Raw genomic sequence first — 18,900 nt, forward strand, 5'->3', positions numbered from 1 at the left:
AATTCTTTACTAATTAGTGTTCAAGCGATCTGAATTTTTCACGTAAATGATTACGTATGCCTATCGCTGTTATGTTGAGGGTAATAATCACCGACACCAATAAGAAGGCCGTTGCGTATACCAGCGGGCGCGCCGCTTCAACATTAGGGCTTTGAAAGCCTACATCATAAATATGAAAGCCTAAGTGCATGAACTTTCTATCTAAGTGAAAATATGGGAAGTTACCGTCAAGGGGTAACGTAGGGGCCATTTTTACAACACCTACCAACATTAATGGTGCAACTTCACCGGCCGCTCTCGCAACAGCAAGTATTAAACCTGTCATGATTGCAGGGCTTGCCATAGGAATAATAATTCGCCATAAGGTTTCAACCTTGGTGGCTCCAAGCGCTAATGAACCATCGCGTACTGTACTTGGAATACGCGATAAGCCTTCCTCAGTTGATACAATAACAACCGGTAATGTAAGGATAGCTAATGTAAGTGCCGACCACATTACACCGGGTGTACCAAATACTGGTGTTGGTGCGGCTTCGGGGTAGAATAATTGATCAAGACTTCCCCCAAGCATGTATACAAAAAAGCCCAGTCCAAATACGCCATAAACAATAGATGGCACACCGGCAAGGTTTATTACCGCAATACGAATCATCTTAGTTACTGCATTTTTAGCTGCGTATTCATGCAAGTAAATTGCAGCAACTACGCCAAATGGAGTCACAATAACAGCCATCAGCATTACCATAAATACAGTACCAAATATTGCAGGAAATACGCCGCCTTCGGTGTTAGCTTCACGTGGGTCGTCTGATACAAACTTACCCAATTGTACAAAGTAATGGCCTAGTTTTGAGAAAAAGCCCATGTCGTTCGGCAGCCAAACATCAAGTACTTGATACAGTGGAATGGTGACCACTTCACCGCGCATATCTTTAACTAATACTTGGTCACGCTTGGCTTTTTTACGCAGTGAAAATAGCTCTTTTTCAAGTACTGCGTATTCATTACGTAACTCGGCACGTGCCTGGGCAAGCTCAGCAACGCGCTCATCGGTTAGCTCGTCATCAAGTAGGTAGGCTTTTTCTTGTAGGCGTAAACGCTCAAGCTCGTAGTTAATATGACCAATTTCGCCATTTTGTAAATCAAGCGCTTCATCGTTTAAATCAACCGCACGTTCTACTAACTCATGTAATGTTTCGATTTTATCGCCAGTAACTGGCTTTCCATCTTTAATTACACCTTCTATGTAACCATAAAAGTTACCGTTTTTACTACGCTCAAATACAGCAAGCGTAGCCGGTGTACTTTGCTCAGTAATATCAGTTTCTAAAATCCAGCGAAAATCTAAATCTACAAATTCGCGGTTACCTGTTTTTATAAGTAAACGCTCAACTTCATCTTTATTAAAGCCTGAAACATCAATACCGGTTGCCGCTAAACGTGCCGTAGGTACGAGCTCTCGGTCGTAAACTTCACCAATTATGGTTTGTTTTGAAATAGACCCTTCTAGCTCAAATTGAACCACCTCCGATGGCCAGAAAAAGCTCAACCCTTTCCAAGCTATCATTGCTAATAAACCAAGAACTGAGATTAAGCTGATGCTTACTGCACCGCCTGTCATCCAAATCCAAGGAGAACCAGACTTAAACCACTGCTTTACCATGTCGTGTCTCTCCACTTACATTGAGCTGTATTTTTCACGCAGCTGCTGACGAACAAACTCAGCCACTGTGTTGAAAACAAAGGTGAATATGAATAGTACAAATGCTGCTAAGAATAGTATTCTATAGTGCGAGCTGCCTACTTCTGATTCAGGCATTTCTACCGCAATGTTTGCAGCTAAAGTACGCATACCTTGGAAAATACTCCAATCCATAATCGGCGTATTACCGGTTGCCATTAATACAATCATGGTTTCGCCTACTGCACGGCCAAGGCCCATCATCACAGCAGAGAAAATGCCTGGGCTTGCTGTAAGTAGTACAACACGCACTAGCGTTTGCCATTGTGTAGCACCAAGTGCAAGTGAACCATTTGATAAGTGTTTAGGCACACTAAATACGGCATCTTCCGCAATCGAAAAAATAGTAGGAATAACCGCAAAGCCCATCGCAATACCCACAACTAACGAGTTACGTTGGTCAAACGTCATACCAAGTTCATTGGTTAAGTATTGACGTACATTTCCATCAAACATCCAAAGCTCGACTGTTTCGCTCATCGCGAACGACAGCCAGCCAATAAATAACACGACCGGAATTAGCAGAATAGAATGTGACCCTTCAGGGATTTTATGGCGAATACTCGCTGGTAACTTAGTCCAGCCTAGTGCGGTGGCTAATACACCTAATGGCAATAAAATAAGTAAACCAACAATGGCAGGTAAGTGCTCTTCTATAAGTGGCGCTAACCACAGGCCAGCTAAAAATCCGAGTATTACTGTAGGCAGAGCTTCCATAATTTCGACGGTCGGCTTTACCACTCTACGTAGCTCACTCGACATAAAGTATGCGGTGTAAATAGCAGCAGAGAGCGCAATAGGCACTGCAAACAGCATGGCGTACAGCGCAGCTTTTAAGGTACCAAACGAAATAGGAACTAAAGAAAATTTAGACTCAAAGTCATCGCTTGCTGAGGTAGATTGCCAAATGTAGCCTGGCTCTGGGTAACCTTCGTACCATACCTCTTGCCACAGGGCTGACCATGTAACCTCTGGATGTTCATTATGAATCTCTAATACGGTTAGTTGGTTATCGGCTAAAATTAGCGCTGCATTTGAACGTGGGGCTATAGCAAAGTTTTTAATTTCACCTTCACTGACTTTACCTTGCCAAAGTTTTGCCTCGCTTGTGGTGTAATAAATACCTAACTCACCGTTACTACTTGTTGTAAAGAAAGTACGACGATAAAACTCAGTGAAAATATTCAGCTTACTTTGCTTCGTTGTTTCAAACGAGCGAATTTTTTGATACTCACGACCGCTATCCGTGTTCACCTCAAACCACTGCGAGACTTCACCATTGTCGTTTGCCAACATTAGCGAGTTAGCACCAGCAAGCAGCTGGGCTGATACTATATTAGCGTTTTCTTCATTAGCTGACAGTAACTGGATCTGTTCTACATCATCTGGATAGCGGGTATCGTAAACATAAATTTGATTAGCTGAACGCACAAAAGTTCGGGTGGTATCCGGCGAAATTAATAGCTCGTCTATACGCCCATTTACATCAAGTTCGGTGCGCTCAACTACCCATTCAACTTCACCAGTGAACATGTTTTCCTCAGCCACAAAGCTACTAAACAACACGCGCTTGTCTTCGGTTAAAGCAACAACAGCTGTTTTATCTTCATAATGGCTAAATGCAAAGCGCTTGATGGCTGCACCTTGATCGTCAACTTCTAATGCCATTTCGCCAAGAGGGTAATCTAGACGCGGTGTTAGCTTTCTTTGATTATTTGGAAAAGTGACTAAAAACTTAGGTGCGACAAGCATCACTGAGCCATTTTCTAAGCCAAACGCATAATGCCCCTGAAACGGCGCACTGTTTGCAAAGCTTGATGCATCACTTGGTAGCTTAGCGCTTAATGTTTTAAGCTTTTGACCAAAGCTGCCATCTTGCACACTATAAAAAATGACCTCGCCTTGCTGGGATAGTAAAAAGGCAACCTCTGTTTGTTCCTCAACACCTAAGCCCACGATTTGATCAGCATTAGTAACGTTAAAGCTGTTACGCTTTTCTACTTTTGCTGACTCAAAAATTGGTTGTACCACATAAAGAAGGTAAAAGAATATTAATAACAATGCTATTAATACCATTACTCCGCCTGCGGAAATACCCCACTTTGCAAACCGGTCTTTAAATAGACGGCTTCGATCCGTATTTAAAGTCGGCTTATTCGGATTGGAAGTCATCAACACACCCTTTAATTCTGTTGTTGCGCGAATTATATTTCATCAAGATGACAGTAATGTTACAGATGTAATAAATACCCGCTGCAAGGCTTTAAAACAGCCCCTTTATTAGGTACTCAATAGCGCGCTTTGCAGTATTTAGCTCATCTATATTTATACGTTTATTACGCATTACCTATTTACACTTTTATGGTTAAACGAAATACGTACTGCTCAAAGCGAGTGAAAACTGGGCGTTCCTGAGCAGAAAGCACAATACGATGACACTTATTATCAAAAGTGCTATAAAATTGTTAATTGATTCAGTGTGGATTTATGTTTTTGTAGGAACTAATTTGTGCTTTTATTGGACAAACAATTTAACGCAGACAATACTAAAACTATGTATAACGAATGAAGACAACAGCGCTTAAGCTAAAAAAATACAACGATAAATATACAAATAAGTAGTAATAAACGAGTAGTTTTCTATGCGTTTATTTTACCCCCTACATTGATAGAAGCATTACACATAATTAATGCCTACGCATTTACATTTTCAGGCTTAGAGAGAGCTATTTATGAAGCAGTTGGTGATCACCATTTTAGGGCAAGACCGGCCCGGATTAGTAGAAAGCATTTCATCTGTTATTTTGCAAAATAAGGGAAACTGGCTAAGCAGTAATTTAAGCCACTTACTTGGTCACTTTGCAGGTATTATTCAGGTTGAAGTAGCCCAGGAACACTTTGAAGCATTACAAAATGCATTAAATGCCTTACCTAAACTCGATGTACGTATTGAAACCGGCAACACAGAGGTAGAGCCAAGCAGCAAAGAACAAATAAACTTTGTTATTACCGGCAACGACCGACCTGGTATTGTACAAGAGCTGGCAAGTGTAATACGCCATAAAGGCGCAAGCATCACTCATTTAAACTCAAGACAGCAGAGCGCGCCAAATTGGGGAGTGCCTATTTTTAGTGCTGTCGCCACGGTTACTTTACCCAGCGGTATGAACAAAGAAGAAGTGATTGATGCGCTTGAATCAATTACCAGTGACTTAATTGTAGATATTGAAGAGGCCTAAACTAGCACGCCCTTGACATAAAAATGACACGGCAGTCATTTTTATGTCATCTAACTGGCGTAAATTTAAATAAAAAGGGCTGATTATTACTCGTATTATCGCTTTTTACATTGCAATTCCCCTAAGCGTATACACAGCCCAAATTAAACTTAAAGCATATCCTAATAATGGAATAGAGATGAATGCCCACATAACTCCCTCTCAAACAACTGAATATTTTGCCAAAGAGCTAAGCTGGCTGTCATTCAACGAGCGTGTGCTGCAAGAAGCTAAAGATAAAAATAACCCAATTATCGAGCGCATGCGTTTTTTAGGTATTTTTTCTAATAACTTAGATGAGTTTTTTAGAGTACGTGTTGCAGAGGTAAAACGCCGAATTTTACTAAATAAACTCCCCGATGCTAACTTTGAAGAAGACGAAATACTACTTAGCGAGATACAAAAAAAAGTGCGTCAGTTAGGTAAAAAGTTTAACCACATTCATCAGCAAGTATTAGTCGACCTAAACCATCATAATATTCACGTGAGCCGCCCTGATGAGCTAAGCGTGTTTCATTTAAACTGGCTAAAAAATTATTTTCATGAGCACGTTCTACAGCACACCTCTCCTATTTTACTAAACGAAAACAAAGATTACTCCGACTATATAAACGACACCATGACCTACCTATTTGTAGAAATGAGTGATGAAAAAAGTTATTACGCCATGCTTGAGGTACCCACCGACAGGGTTGATCGCTTTATAAACCTGCCTCCAGAAAAAACCCGCCGCCATAAAACTATTGTGATGCTTGACGATGTAATCACTTACTTTTTAAATGATGTATTTAGTAGTTTTTTTTCCTATAAAAGCATTGCCGGTTATGCAATAAAATTAACCCGCGATGCCGAGTACAACCTAGATGATGAACTAGAAGCTGGCTTGCTTGATAAAATGTCCAAAGGATTAAAACAACGTATTTATGCCGAGCCGGTAAGGTTAGTTTACGATCAAGCCATGCCTGAAAGCATGCTCAAAGTGATGAAAAAGCGCCTCGGTGTCACGCATCATGATGCGTTAATTCCTGGGGGGCGTTATCGTAATTTTAGAGACTTTATAACGTTCCCTAATGTAGGGCGCCAATATTTAGAAAACAAACCCCTTCCCGCATTGCAAAGTAGTGCATTTAAAAAGCACGCCAGTGTATTTGATGCCATTAGTGAGCAAGATATTTTACTTTATTACCCCTATCATACCTTTAACCATGTGCTTGAATATGTGCGCCAAGCGGCATTTGACCCCAAAGTTACACAAATAAAGGTAAATATCTATCGTGTAGCGAGTAAGTCTAGGTTAATTTCTTCATTAATTAATGCCGCTAAAAACGGAAAATTAGTGACCGTTATGGTCGAGTTAAAAGCACGTTTTGACGAGCAAAATAATATTGAATGGGCAAAGGTGCTAAGCAGTGCAGGTATTAAAGTGATTTTTGGTATACCAGCATTAAAAGTGCACAGCAAATTATGTGTCGTGCACCGTAAAGAAAAAGGCCAAATAGTAAAATACGCTCATATAGGCACAGGCAATTTTCATGAAAAAACAGCCAAAATTTACACTGACTTTAGCTTATTTACTCGCCACACTGGCATTTGTGAAGAAAGCGACAGCGTATTTAGATTTATAGAGAGCAGTTATAAACCCTTTAAATTTGACCACCTGATGCTTTCGCCAATAAATGCCCGTGAAACGCTGCTTAATTTAATCAATAACGAAATTGACCATGTTAATAACAACAAACCGGGCAAAATTACTGTAAAAGTAAACAACCTCGCTGATAAAGAGCTGGTAGATAGGCTTTACCTTGCTGGCAAAATAGGGGTTAAAATTAGAATTATTGTACGTGGCATGTGCTCACTTATTCCTGGTATGCCTCAACTTAGCGACAATATTAAGATAATTAGTATCGTTGACCGCTTTTTAGAGCACCCTCGGGTCATGGTATTTGGAAATAATGGCGATGAAAAAGTATTTATATCCTCTGCTGATTGGATGACACGTAACCTAGATCACCGTGTTGAGGTAGGCGTGCCTATATTAGATGTTAAGTTAAAACGGCTCATAATTGATATATTAGAGCTACAATTTAAAGACCGTACCAAAGCACGTATTATTGATAGCGAACAAAAAAACGCTTATGTAAGACGGGGTAACCGTAAAAAAATTCGCTCTCAAATAGCCATTTACGATTATCTAAAAAAATGGGAACACACTTATTATAATGAATGATCATCCTTCCATTGCTGCCGTTGATTTAGGTTCCAATAGCTTTCATTTAGTGGTTGCTCGGGAAGTGAACGGCACTTTGCAAATTCTACATAAAGAAAAACAACGCGTTTATTTAGCTGATGGATTAGATGACAAGTTTCGCTTAAGCCAGGCAGCCATCGGTCGTGCTTTAGTGGTGCTAAAGCAATTTGCTAAAACGTTGCACGATTTTCCTGCCAGTAACGTAAAAGTGGCGGCTACATACACCTTTAGGCGAGCTAAAAATATTAATGCCTTTTTAGCACAAGCAAGTAATGTGTTTCCTTTCCATATCGATGTAATCGCTGGACAAGAAGAGGCGCGCCTTATTTATCAAGGTGTAGCACATTATATTCATAATGAAGAAAACCGTTTAGTGATCGATATTGGCGGCGGCAGTACCGAGCTTATTATAGGTAAACATTTTAAGCATAAACTTTTATCTAGTCGCAATATGGGTTGCGTAAGCTTTACTAAGCAGTTTTTTAGCGATGGTAAAATAACGGCCAAACGCTTTAACAAAGCGCAAATAAAAGCCGAGCAAGAGCTCGAGGCTATTTTTTCTACTTATGTAAATGAAAATTGGCAATCAGTAATTGGTACCTCAGGCACTATAAAATCAATATTAGCGATAATAAACACTGCCAATACGCAACAGCCTAAAATCACCTTTGACAATTTACTCACTTTAAAAGGGCAGTGCATTAGTGCTAAACACATTGATAACTTAACTATTGCAGGGCTCACACCTGAGCGCCAACAAAGTATATGTGGTGGCTTAGCAATTTTAATCGCAATATTTACAGAGTTTGCCATTAAAGAGCTTACCTATAGCGACTTTTCATTACGAGAAGGGTTACTGCACGAAATGCAGCAGAAGCTGGCCGACAAGGATATTCGCTCAAACACTATTAATAATTTAAGTGAGCGCTACACCGCTGATAAAACACACGCAGCACGTGTTGCGGATACGGCTATTTGGCTTTATAAACAGCTAAAAAATGTGTGGTATCTAGATAACAACGATGATGTTGCGTTGCTGACGTGGGCAGCAAAATTACATGAAATTGGTTTATCCATTAACTCTTCAGGCATTAACAAACACAGCGCTTATATAGTGGCAAATAGTCAATTACCCGGTTTTACGCAGCAAGAGCAACTTATTTTAAGCTCACTTATACGCTTTTATCGTAAAAAAATTAAACTGACTGAGCTGCCAGAGTTTTTAACTATTTCTCAAAAGCACGTACTTAAGCTTATTGTTATTTTACGCTTAGCTATTTTATTTAATCAAAAACGCCAAGTTAGCTTAAAGCCAGATATGGAAATAAGCGCAAGCAACTTAGGGTTGTTTATTAAATTTAGTAATGGCTACTTGCAAGAGCATACTCTACTTCAAGCGGATCTTGAGCAAGAACAACTCTATTTAAAAAAAGCGGGGATTGAGTTTGAGTGCATTTAGTAATAAAAAGCTCGCTTAAAGCGAGCCTTTACATGTTGGGCTTACATATCCATATGGCGGTTTGAGCTTTGCATCATTTGCTTAATGCCTTGCTTCTCGAGCTCTAAAATTTGCTCGAGCTTTTCTTTACCGTTTTCTGTTTCTGCGCGCTCTAATAAGTACTCGTAAAGTTCGATTACTTTTTTATGCTGCTCAGAGAGATAATTTTGAATAACCTTTTCATCAAACTCTTGGTCTTTGCTTATATCCTTAAACGTAATTAGCTCGGGGTTATCTGCAAAGTATTCGTAGCTGTAAGTATCTAAAGTATTGATCTCAGTAATTGCTTTAAAGCCAACTAGGTCTTCAGCTAACTTTTTTTCATAATCTAAATAATAGTCCACTAGCATTGCATTACGTTCGTCAAGCAACTCCTTAACGCTGTAAAAATTTGCCGCCATTTGTGTGTGAAATAAAACGGTCCAATCGTACACTTCTTTAATTGTTTTAACTTGCATGTGCATTCCTTACTGAGTTGACTGTATAAGCGATGAGTTGCGTAAAACGTGCCAACATAAACTTTATTAAAAACAACGAATTAAATAACAAAAAAGAGGAGCTAGGCGGTTTATCTGGTACAAGTTACAAAATACGGGTAATTTTTATAGGGCAATACAAAGCGCATTGCCCCGAGCTTTAATGAGAAATATGCCGCTTTTTCCACAGTAAATACACGGCAGGGATAACTAATAATGTAAGTATAATCGCACTTAACATGCCGCCTACCATAGGCGCAGCTATCCTGCTCATTACTTCGCTGCCAGTGCCTGTACCGTATAAAACAGGTAATAAACCAACAATAATTGTCGCTACCGTCATCATTACGGGGCGCACTCTTAGCCCTGCACCTTGCATAATAGCGTGTTGTAGCGCTTGTAAGTTAAATGCAGTTTCGGTTTGCTCGCACTGCTGTTGTTGCGCTGTATAAGCTTGGTTTAAATATACAAGCATAATGACGCCTATTTCTACGGCAACACCAGCCAATGCAATAAACCCTACACCCACTGCCACCGAAAAGTTAAACGCTTCAAAGTACATTAGCCAAATGCCGCCCACCATAGCCAAAGGAAGGGTGGCTATAATAATAAGTACTTCGCTTAGGCATTTAAAATTAAGGTATAGCAGTATTACAATAATCGCGAGTGTAAGCGGTATCACATAAGTAAGCTTTGCTTTTGCGCGTTGCATGTATTCGTACTGCCCTGCCCACGTAATTGAATAACCAGCAGGTAATTGTAGATTATCGCTAAGTACCTGCTGTGCTTGTGCTACATAGCTGCCAATGTCACTGCCTTTAATATCAATTAAGCTCCACCCATTTAAACGCGCGTTTTCGCTTTTAATGCCGGTAGGGCCATCTTCAATAAATACTTTAGCAACATCACCAAGTGCAATATGTTGTCCTGATGGTGTAATAATAGGTAATAATTTTAAATCTTCAGGCGAAGAACGAAAGCGCTGCGGGTAGCGTAAATTTACCGGGTAACGCTGTTGCCCTTCAATTGTTTCAGTCACGTTTGAGCCGCCAATGGCAGTGGCTACAACCTGTTGTATGTCGGCTATATTTAGATTATACCGTGCTGCTTTTTCGCGGTTTATATCCACTTTAATATAACGCCCTGTGGCCACACGCTCTGAATACACAGAGGCTGTGCCAGGCACATCTTTTAACAACTGCTCAATTTGCTGCCCAATGTTTTGAATTTCTAACAAGCTTGGGCCTGCAATTTTAATACCTACGGGCGTTTTAATACCGGTGGCAAGCATATCAATCCGTGTTTTTATTGGCATAACCCACGCATTTGTAAGGCCCGGTAATGCAACTAAGCTTTCTAGCTCGGCTTTAATTTTTTGCTTCGTCATGCCCTCTCGCCACTGTGATTTGGGCTTAAATTGAATAAAGGTTTCAATCATTGTCAGCGGTGCGGGGTCGGTAGCGGTATCAGCTCGCCCTATTTTGCCAAATACAGTTTTTACTTCTGGCACTGAGGCTATGAGCTTGTCTGTTTGCTGTAAAATTTTTCGTGCTTCACCAATAGAAAGCCCTGGGTAAGTTGTTGGCATATACATTAAGTCGCCTTCATCTAGCAAAGGTATAAACTCACTGCCTATTTTATTTACCGGATAAAAGCCTATAACCGTCACTATAAATGCAATAAATAACGTACTTTTTGGAAATTTAAGTACGGTGGCTAACAGCGGTTTATACCCTGCAACCAAGGCTCTATTAACAGGGTTTTTATGCTCAGAAATGACCTTACCCCGAATAAAGTAGCCCATTAGCACCGGCACTAAGGTTATCGCTAAACCGGCAGAGGCTGCCATCGCATACGTTTTTGTATAAGCAAGCGGGGCAAACATGCGCCCTTCTTGCGCCTCTAAAATAAATACAGGCATAAAACTTACTGTAATAATGAGTAAACTAAAAAATAACGCAGGGCCGACCTCCGTGGCCGATTTAGTCACTATTTGCCAACGGTTTTGCTTGGTTAGTGGCGTTTTTTCCATATGTTTATGCATGTTTTCTATCATTACAATAGCACCATCTGTCATTGCGCCAATGGCAATAGCAATCCCGCCTAACGACATAATATTCGCGTTTACACCTTGCCAATACATCACAATAAAAGCCATTAATATACCCATAGGCAAGGTTATAATAGCCACCAGCGATGAGCGCACATGAAATAAAAATACCACACACACTAAGGCAACAATAATGAGCTCTTCAAACAATTTACTGCTCAGGTTATCGACCGCGCTTTTTATTAACGTGGAGCGGTCGTAAACCGGTATTATTTCAACCCCTTCGGGTAACCCTTGTTTTAATGACTCAAGTTTTGCTTTTACCCGAGAAATCGTTTCTTGGGCGTTTTCGCCATAACGCATCACCACAATGCCACCCGCAACCTCGCCTTCGCCATTAAGCTCTGCAATGCCTCGTCGCATTTGTGGGCCTAAGCGTACATTTGCTACATCTCGTAATTGTAATGCACTTCCTTGGGCATTAATTCCTAATGGAATGGCTTCTAAGTCGGCGACACTTTTAATATAACCTGTGCTGGTTACCATGTATTCAGCTTCAGCCATTTCGATTACTGAGGCGCCAGTTTCTTGATTACCTTGGCTAATAGCCGTTTGTATCAAACTAAGAGGAAGGTCATGAGCACGTAACTTAATGGGGTCTACAACCACTTGGTACTGCTTTATCATGCCACCCACAGTGGCCACTTCAGATACCCCTTCAACGCTTTGTAGTTCAAATTTTAGAAACCAATCTTGCAAGCTACGAAGTTGGCTAATATTGAGCTGATTTGTTTTATCAACTAACGCATATAAATAAACCCAACCCACTCCTGTGGCATCGGGTCCAAGTTGCGCTTTTGCGCTAGTCGGCAAGCGGCTTTCTACCTGACTTAGATACTCTTGAACGCGGCTGCGGGCCCAGTAAATATCGGTATTTTCATCAAAAATAATATACACATATGAGTCGCCAAAAAACGAAAAACCACGCACCGTTTTAGCGCCAGGCACAGACAGCATGGCCGTAGTAAGCGGGAAGGTAACTTGGTCTTGCACTACTTGGGGCGCTTGGCCTGGGTAGCTGGTTTTAACAATGACCTGTACGTCCGATAAATCTGGAAGCGCATCAACGGGAGTCTGTTTAACACTGTAAATACCCGCGCCAAATACAATAATACTCAGCAACAAAACGAGAAAGCGATTAACGATCGACCAGCGAATAACAGCAACTATCATAATGACTCCCCATGCATTGAGTGATGAGCTACGCCTTTGCCAGTGGGGTGTTCAGCAATTTTGCTTATTACAAATTCACCGTCGATAATGCTAAAGGTAAAATTAACCTGCTGATTAGGGGAAAGCGCATTAATATCAAGCGCTTTAGCAAGTATAAAGTCCATCGTAGCGGGGCCTCTGTTCCATTTAGCAATAGCCTCTCTACTAATGTTAATTACCCGCTGGGCTGGGTTTATATTATTTATGGTCCCCATTACTGTGGCTGTTTGAACCGCTTCAGCCTTGTCTATTTCCATATCAGGCATATTGCTTATCGCTTGAGTGCTTGGTGCGCTCATACGCTCAAAGTCTGAGTCCTTACTCGACTCAGAGTCTATTAAAAACTGCGCAGCAGTCACAACACTATCCTCCTTGGTAATGCCTGATAGAATAGCCACCTCTTGTTGACTAATTTGCCCAACCTTTACTGCCACGGATTTAAAGCGTCCATTGCCTAGGGCAAGTACTACTCGGTTTTGTGCACCTGTACGAATAAGCGCTTGCTTAGGTATAACAAGTTGCGCTGAGTTACTGTGTGTGTGAATGCTTACTTGAGCAAACATATTAGGTTTAAGAAGCCCGGCGGTATTTTCAAAACGCAGCCTTACACGTAGAGTACGATTTTGAGTATTAAGCGCTGGGTAAATGTAATCTACTACACCCTGCCACTGCTTACCTTGGATGTAATCAAGTGTCATCGTCACAGGGAGCCCTTTGGTTACTAAAGCTGCTTGGCGCTCAAATACTTCTGCCTCTACCCATACTTGCTCTAATTTAGCGATACTCATCATTGAGGTGCCGGGCTTAACATAAAAACCTTCACGTATATTAAGCTCATCAAGCACGCCACTTTGACGCGCGTAAAACGTAATGTTTTGCATCACTTTTTTATTTTTTTCTAAGCGTTCTATAAAGCCATCAGACACATTTAGCGATTCTAAACGCGCTTTGGCAGCCCGAAGCAATACACTGTTTTTTCTATTTACTGCGAGTAAAAACTCTTCTTGCGCGTTCACAAGCTCAGGAGAGTAAAGCGTGTAAAGAGGCTCACCAGCACTAACGGGCTCCCCTTGCGCTTTTACAAATAACGTTTCTATCCAGCCTTCTACTCGGGGATGAATATGGGTTACCTGGTCTTGGTTGTATTGCACATAACCGATTGTATTAATATTGCTTTGCAGCGTTTTAACTTGCACTTTACTGGTTTTAACGCCTAAGTTATTAACCACTTCAGGTGATATTTTTATAGTACCTGGGCTGTCGTTTTCAGTGTTTGCATACACAGGTACTAGCTCCATACCCATTGGCGACAGGCCTGGCTCATCACGCCTATAATTACTGTCCATTGGCGCAACCCAATACAACGGCTTCGCTTTTTTACTATCAGCGGTTGTGGCTAAGTGCTCTGTGTCATTAATCAGCCAGCGATTAGCAATAAACATTAACGCGGCACCAGTAAGCAGTGCTACAAGGTATTTTAAGTTCGTTTTCATTTTTTACCCTCGTAACTCAGCCATTACTAGCGAGTCTAAACTGGCTGCGTAATAATTTAGGCGAGCAATAATAATATGTTTGTCTATTTGAATATTAAGCGCATCTATTTTGGCATTTAGCTCACTAATACGCGCACGCATAACATCAGAAAAGTCGCCATCATCACGGGTGTACGCGTTTAAAGTAGCCTGCGCTTGTTGTGACATTTGCGGTAATAATGTGTTTTGATAAAGCGTATGGCGCTGCTTAATTCGCTCAAGCTGGCTAACCTCTTTAAAGTACTCCCCTTTTAGATTTTGTAGCGCCACGCGTTTGTCGGTTTTAATGGCTTCTACAGTGGCAATAGCGGCTTTAACTTGCTGATCTTGCCTGTTGTCGGTAAATAAAGGCAAATCAATACTCACGCCAACCGAAAGTAAATCAGCACGCGATTCACCAAATTGATTATCAGCGCGGTAGCCATAACCCATATTTACGCCAAGTTGTGGCTTATAGCTCTGTTTAGCAAGGCTCACTTGTGTGCGTTTAGCGGCTATACGCTGATCTATTGCCACCATAGAGGGGTGCGCCATAAGTAACTTAATGAGCTCATCAAGGTCTAAGCTATTAAATTGTGCAAGCGGAGCTGGCGCTGCAAAAGCCTGGCTTAATGGTTGGCTTAATATGCTGTGTGGTAACCACTGGACTAACCCTTGTTTAGCGGCGTCTAGTTGCTGCGCTAATATAATCAGTTTATCTTCAAGGCGCGTCAGCTCCAATTGTGCGCGAATAATATCTTGTTGGCGGGTTTTGCCTAAGCTACTGGAGTAACTGGCTTCGGTAACTTCAATTAGCTGGGTAAACAATGCTTTATCTTGTTCAATTAACGCAATACTTTGCTGTGCTCTGTAGGCATTTAACCACAGTTCCATCACCCTCGCTTTTACTTGCGCCTTTCGCTGCGCCCTCAGCCACGGCTGCTCAAGTGCTTCTTCTTTTATTGCTTGCTGGCTAAGTGCCAGGCTATTACCACGGCTAAAGCTTTGGCTTATACCCAGTTTTAACTGCGTCATGTTTTCTTGATCAAACGCAAAGCCATCTACGGGTACGCTTTGTAAACCTATGCTCAGTACTGGGTCTGGTAAAGTACCTGCAGCAATACTTTGCGCTGTGGCGGCGGCTTGCTTTTGCTCACTGGCGCTCAGCCACGGCTCGTTATTGAGCGCCATGTTTATGGCATCCGTTAAATTAAGGGTGGGTACTTTTGCTATGGCATCACTATTAAATACAGCACCAAATAAGGTGGCACTTAGTAATACAGCTTTAAAAATTACAGTGCGGGTCATTGCCTGCTCCATCTAAAATTAAAAATAAAAATCTTAAATTAACAAGCAGAACAGGCGCTTTAAGCCAATATAGCTAAATTTCACGCATACCAATGGTAATGAGTTATTGAGTATTTATAGCAACAGTTAAATACAGTGATAACAAGGCATAAACATCGCCATGTAGGTGTTCTACATGAGAGGTTTATAACGCTGTTAACGCTTTATTTGGCACGCTAAATGGCTTAATAATCAGGTCGATTGGTATCACACCTATTCTGCGTTTAAGCAAACATAGGAGGGCGATATAAGGTATTACTGGGAGGGGAGGAGAGACCGCTATTAAACAGGGTAACTTTTTCACTCGATAACGAAAAAGCAGTAAATAAGGCTGGGTACGTTAGAATAGAGCTGCTTCCACAGCCATTTATTGGGCAATGACACTCACTTTGAATATCGGCTTCATCATTGCAGCAATCCATTTCCATCATACCTGTAGGCAATTTACTCTCGCTCATTACATGTGTGGCATGCTTTGCTGATAGGCTCATATGTGGCATTTCGCACTGCTGATTTACAGACGCGACGGCTTGCCCCACAAACGTGAGTAACATCACAACAACGAGCAAATTTGAGTAAAAACGCTGCAAAACTAAGCCTATTAAGTAAATTACCCAATAATAATATTTGAGTTGTTGAGCGAACTCAAATGATTAATTTTCTTTTTTAGGCGGGGTAATTAAGCTACTCGCTAAAATAGCAAAAATACAATAAGCACTAAAATACCAAAACCCCTCGCCAAACGTGCTATGCATAATGAGTAAATCGCTACTTTGGCCATGTGCATTGCCTGCCAAATAAGTCACTATTAACGCAATAACAAACACATCCACCATGCTCCACTTGCTCAGCGCGCAAATAACTACACCTAACTTATTTTTAAATACGCTGGCCGACAAGCAGCAATACAGCAATTGCATCAGTAGCTTTAAACATGGAATCACAATAGAGAACAACCCAACAAGCACCGCTACAAATAAATTATTATTGCTAGCCAGCTCATTAATAGTCCCCCATATACTTTGGGTTTTATTGTACGCGTTTATTTCACCTTCTAATTTATCAAGCCCTAACATGCTAGAGAACATCATTAACATACTGCGGGTCCGGCCATCGCCTTCCTCGGCTAACATGTCTATCCCAACCTTAGCCAGTTGCGATTTATCAATGTTACCCTCAATCGTCAATACGGGCTTAGTAACCCCTGGGAATAACAGCCCTAATGCAACCACAATACTTAAAATAGATAACCAATTACGCATATTTATTCTGCTATAGCCTCAATAATTTCGTCACTATACAGCACTGCATCAAGCACATAATTAAAAATATGCCCTATATGCAGATCACTGTTTATTGCTGGCATTAGTGTCGCTATTTTATCCATTTCATCTAGTTCAAACGCTCTAATAAGCGCAAGGCTTTGCCCTAAAATGCCCTCATTGTTTAATAATGCCTGGGCAATACTTTCATCTAACGAAAATTCTTTAACAATAGCTTCAAGGTCTGTATCTAAAATTGCATCCATTACCGAAAATAGCCCAACCAAATAGCCTTGGCCAACCAATTTTGGATAACTCTGACCTAACAATAGCGCAATAAACTGGGCTCTGGTTAACGCAAGCTTTGTAAGTTCTGTCGGTTTATCAGCGCCTAACTCACTCAGTGCTAAAACGCGAACTAGCTGCCTGATGCTATCCTCTCCTAAATACACAACCGCTTGCGATATAGAGGTAATGGTTAATTTGGTACTACTCGAGCGGGCATTAGCTAACTTTAATACACGCGCTGTAATGGCTACATCTCTGGCTACTCGCTTTTGTATTTCATCAAAGCATAAAGATTCTTTTGCCGTAAAGCGCAGTAAATCAAACACAATCACTTTGCCCGGCTCCACATCTTTGTAGGTGATCATTTCAGGACGTGCAAAAAAGTAACCCTGAAATAAATCGCAACCCGCTTTTTTTAACGAATGAAATTGCGCATGTGTTTCTATGCGCTCAACAATCACTTTTGCATGCGGGTTAGCGCGTTTAATTTTTTTTATCCGCATATTGGTCTTAATTATTACATCGTCCATTTCAATTTTGATGTAATCAACATGCGCAAGTAATGGCGCCCACTTATCGTCACCATCGTAATCATCTAAAGCAAACCTGTACCCCTCTTGCTTGAGCGCTTTAACGCGTTGAGTAACCTCTGCTATTTTGTTTGTACGCTCAACGATTTCTAACACACAATTTTGGGGCACTAGCAATTTTGGAAAGTTTTCTAAAATAGTGGCGGAAGAAAGATTAATAAACGCTAAGTGATGTGCTGTAAGTTTATCTGGCCCTAACATCATTAATGTATTAAAAAATAAGCGGCTAGTTGCTTGCTCATCAGAAGTCCCCACAGGAAATGCGTTATGGGCTGAATCGCGATAAAGTAGCTCATAGGCAAACACATTCTGCTGTGCATCAAAAATAGGTTGCCTTGCAACAAACTGCGTTAGCTTTTGCCCGTTCTCAAAAATATTTGTAGGGTTCACTTATAAAAACCTATCTTATTTAACGTTGTTTATTACAATTAAGTTATATACTGTAATTCAACTACCATGAAGATTCTAGAATCCTTGCATGTAAAGCTAAATTACATAGCACTCACTCATAAAAGTTTAGCAAAGGTTATTTATTTGTTTTTTTTAAAGTTGTTTTTATTCTTATTTATTGCCCACCTTGCTACATTTGCCAATGCAGAGCAAAGCCAGCCAGAGCTTAACTATAATGTTAGTGCATCGGGCAGCCATTACCCTTTTTACACCAGTAACCCAGAAAACCCTGGTATTTTGCCAGAAATTATTACCGCTTTAATGGCGCAGGCAAATATTACCGTCAATCATGTGGAGCTACCCACCAAACGCATTGCCAAGTATTTAGAAAACGGCTTTATAGATTTTGATGTGTTCTCTTTAAAATGGTTAGCCCAAAACGAGCGGGATAATCCTTACTATGTTTTTTCAGACCCGCTGATCCCCGCAACTGAAATGATTATAGCTTTACCTAATAAAGTGGCGCAGTATCAAACTGAACAAAGTTTATATTCGAAAGAGGTTGGTACCGTACTTGGTTACGATTACCACGATGATGAAAAATATAATCGCGTCGACTTTCCCTCTGAAAAAGAGCTACTAATTGCATTATCTAAAGCGCGTATTGATGTTGCCATTATGGGGATTCACACCGCAGCGTATTGGTCTAAGCAGTTAAATATTAAAATTGGGTTTGGCGCACAGCATTCGCACGGATATTTAAGAGTACGGTTATTAGCTAAGCATAAAGCCCTATTGCCTAAAATAAACCAAGCAATTGCTTACTTACACAGCAATGGTTATATAAAACGTATCGAAGATAAGTACATAGAGCCAATACCCGCACAAAACTTAAGGGATTAGTATCGCCCTGAGCCGCCACTGGGGTATAATACGGCCAAATGTAAAC

At 40.8% G+C, this 18,900-nt stretch carries 13 protein-coding genes; 4 read left to right on the plus strand and 9 right to left on the minus strand.

The genetic code is table 11. The features are described from left to right. Nucleotides 1–13: 13 nt before the first annotated feature. Together pstA and AN389_RS09265 are read right to left on the minus strand one after the other, a co-directional pair. Complete coding sequence (gene pstA, locus AN389_RS09260; protein WP_055014695.1) at nucleotides 14–1,663, minus strand: phosphate ABC transporter permease PstA; 1,650 nt, start codon at nucleotides 1,661–1,663, stop codon at nucleotides 14–16. Nucleotides 1,664–1,678: 15 nt separating this feature from the next. Beyond that, a complete protein-coding gene (locus AN389_RS09265) occupies nucleotides 1,679–3,913 on the minus strand; it encodes an ABC transporter permease subunit (protein ID WP_055014694.1) in 2,235 nt (744 codons plus the stop codon). A 560-nt stretch (nucleotides 3,914–4,473) separates the two neighbouring features. Between AN389_RS09265 and AN389_RS09270 the strand changes: the two genes are divergently transcribed. The 3 genes from AN389_RS09270 (at nucleotide 4,474) to AN389_RS09280 (ending at nucleotide 8,726) form a co-directional block, all read left to right on the plus strand. After that, on the plus strand, nucleotides 4,474–4,980 hold the full coding sequence (locus AN389_RS09270) for a glycine cleavage system protein R (protein ID WP_024031441.1): 507 nt from the start codon (nucleotides 4,474–4,476) through the stop codon (nucleotides 4,978–4,980). A 178-nt stretch (nucleotides 4,981–5,158) separates the two neighbouring features. Further along, nucleotides 5,159–7,246: a polyphosphate kinase 1 gene (gene ppk1 / locus AN389_RS09275; protein WP_055014693.1), complete on the plus strand. Its 2,088-nt coding sequence runs from the start codon at nucleotides 5,159–5,161 to the stop codon at nucleotides 7,244–7,246. Further along, complete coding sequence (locus AN389_RS09280) at nucleotides 7,239–8,726, plus strand: exopolyphosphatase (protein ID WP_055019683.1); 1,488 nt, start codon at nucleotides 7,239–7,241, stop codon at nucleotides 8,724–8,726. Before ppk1 ends, AN389_RS09280 begins: the two co-directional genes overlap by 8 nt. Nucleotides 8,727–8,767: 41 nt before the next feature. Here AN389_RS09280 and AN389_RS09285 read toward each other — a convergent pair whose 3' ends face one another. From AN389_RS09285 to AN389_RS09315, 7 genes are all read right to left on the minus strand, one after another. Next, nucleotides 8,768–9,223, minus strand: coding sequence for a hypothetical protein (locus AN389_RS09285; protein WP_055014691.1), 456 nt, complete (start codon nucleotides 9,221–9,223; stop codon nucleotides 8,768–8,770). Between the two features lie 178 nt (nucleotides 9,224–9,401). Next, nucleotides 9,402–12,524, minus strand: coding sequence for an efflux RND transporter permease subunit (locus AN389_RS09290; protein ID WP_055019684.1), 3,123 nt, complete (start codon nucleotides 12,522–12,524; stop codon nucleotides 9,402–9,404). After that, the gene (locus AN389_RS09295; RefSeq protein ID WP_055017943.1) at nucleotides 12,521–14,056 is read right to left on the minus strand and encodes an efflux RND transporter periplasmic adaptor subunit; all 1,536 of its coding nucleotides are present in this window, start codon (nucleotides 14,054–14,056) and stop codon (nucleotides 12,521–12,523) included. The genes AN389_RS09290 and AN389_RS09295 overlap by 4 nt, the downstream gene beginning before the upstream one ends. 3 nt (nucleotides 14,057–14,059) lie before the next feature. Further along, nucleotides 14,060–15,382 carry a TolC family protein gene (locus tag AN389_RS09300; RefSeq protein WP_055019685.1) on the minus strand — a complete coding sequence of 441 codons (1,323 nt, stop codon included), beginning with the start codon at nucleotides 15,380–15,382 and terminating at the stop codon, nucleotides 14,060–14,062. Between the two features lie 263 nt (nucleotides 15,383–15,645). After that, nucleotides 15,646–16,011 (minus strand): hypothetical protein, encoded by a 366-nt coding sequence (locus tag AN389_RS09305; RefSeq protein WP_055014687.1) that lies wholly within the window; start codon nucleotides 16,009–16,011, stop codon nucleotides 15,646–15,648. Nucleotides 16,012–16,074: 63 nt separating this feature from the next. Beyond that, nucleotides 16,075–16,683, minus strand: coding sequence for a paraquat-inducible protein A (locus tag AN389_RS09310; RefSeq protein WP_055014686.1), 609 nt, complete (start codon nucleotides 16,681–16,683; stop codon nucleotides 16,075–16,077). Between the two features lie 2 nt (nucleotides 16,684–16,685). Beyond that, complete coding sequence (locus AN389_RS09315) at nucleotides 16,686–17,951, minus strand: EAL and HDOD domain-containing protein (protein WP_055019686.1); 1,266 nt, start codon at nucleotides 17,949–17,951, stop codon at nucleotides 16,686–16,688. A 144-nt stretch (nucleotides 17,952–18,095) separates the two neighbouring features. Between AN389_RS09315 and AN389_RS09320 the strand changes: the two genes are divergently transcribed. Beyond that, nucleotides 18,096–18,854: an ABC transporter substrate-binding protein gene (locus AN389_RS09320; RefSeq protein ID WP_055014684.1), complete on the plus strand. Its 759-nt coding sequence runs from the start codon at nucleotides 18,096–18,098 to the stop codon at nucleotides 18,852–18,854. The last annotated feature ends 46 nt before the right edge of the window (nucleotides 18,855–18,900 follow it).

The organism is Pseudoalteromonas sp. P1-7a (assembly GCF_001401855.1).
GTDB lineage: Bacteria > Pseudomonadota > Gammaproteobacteria > Enterobacterales > Alteromonadaceae > Pseudoalteromonas.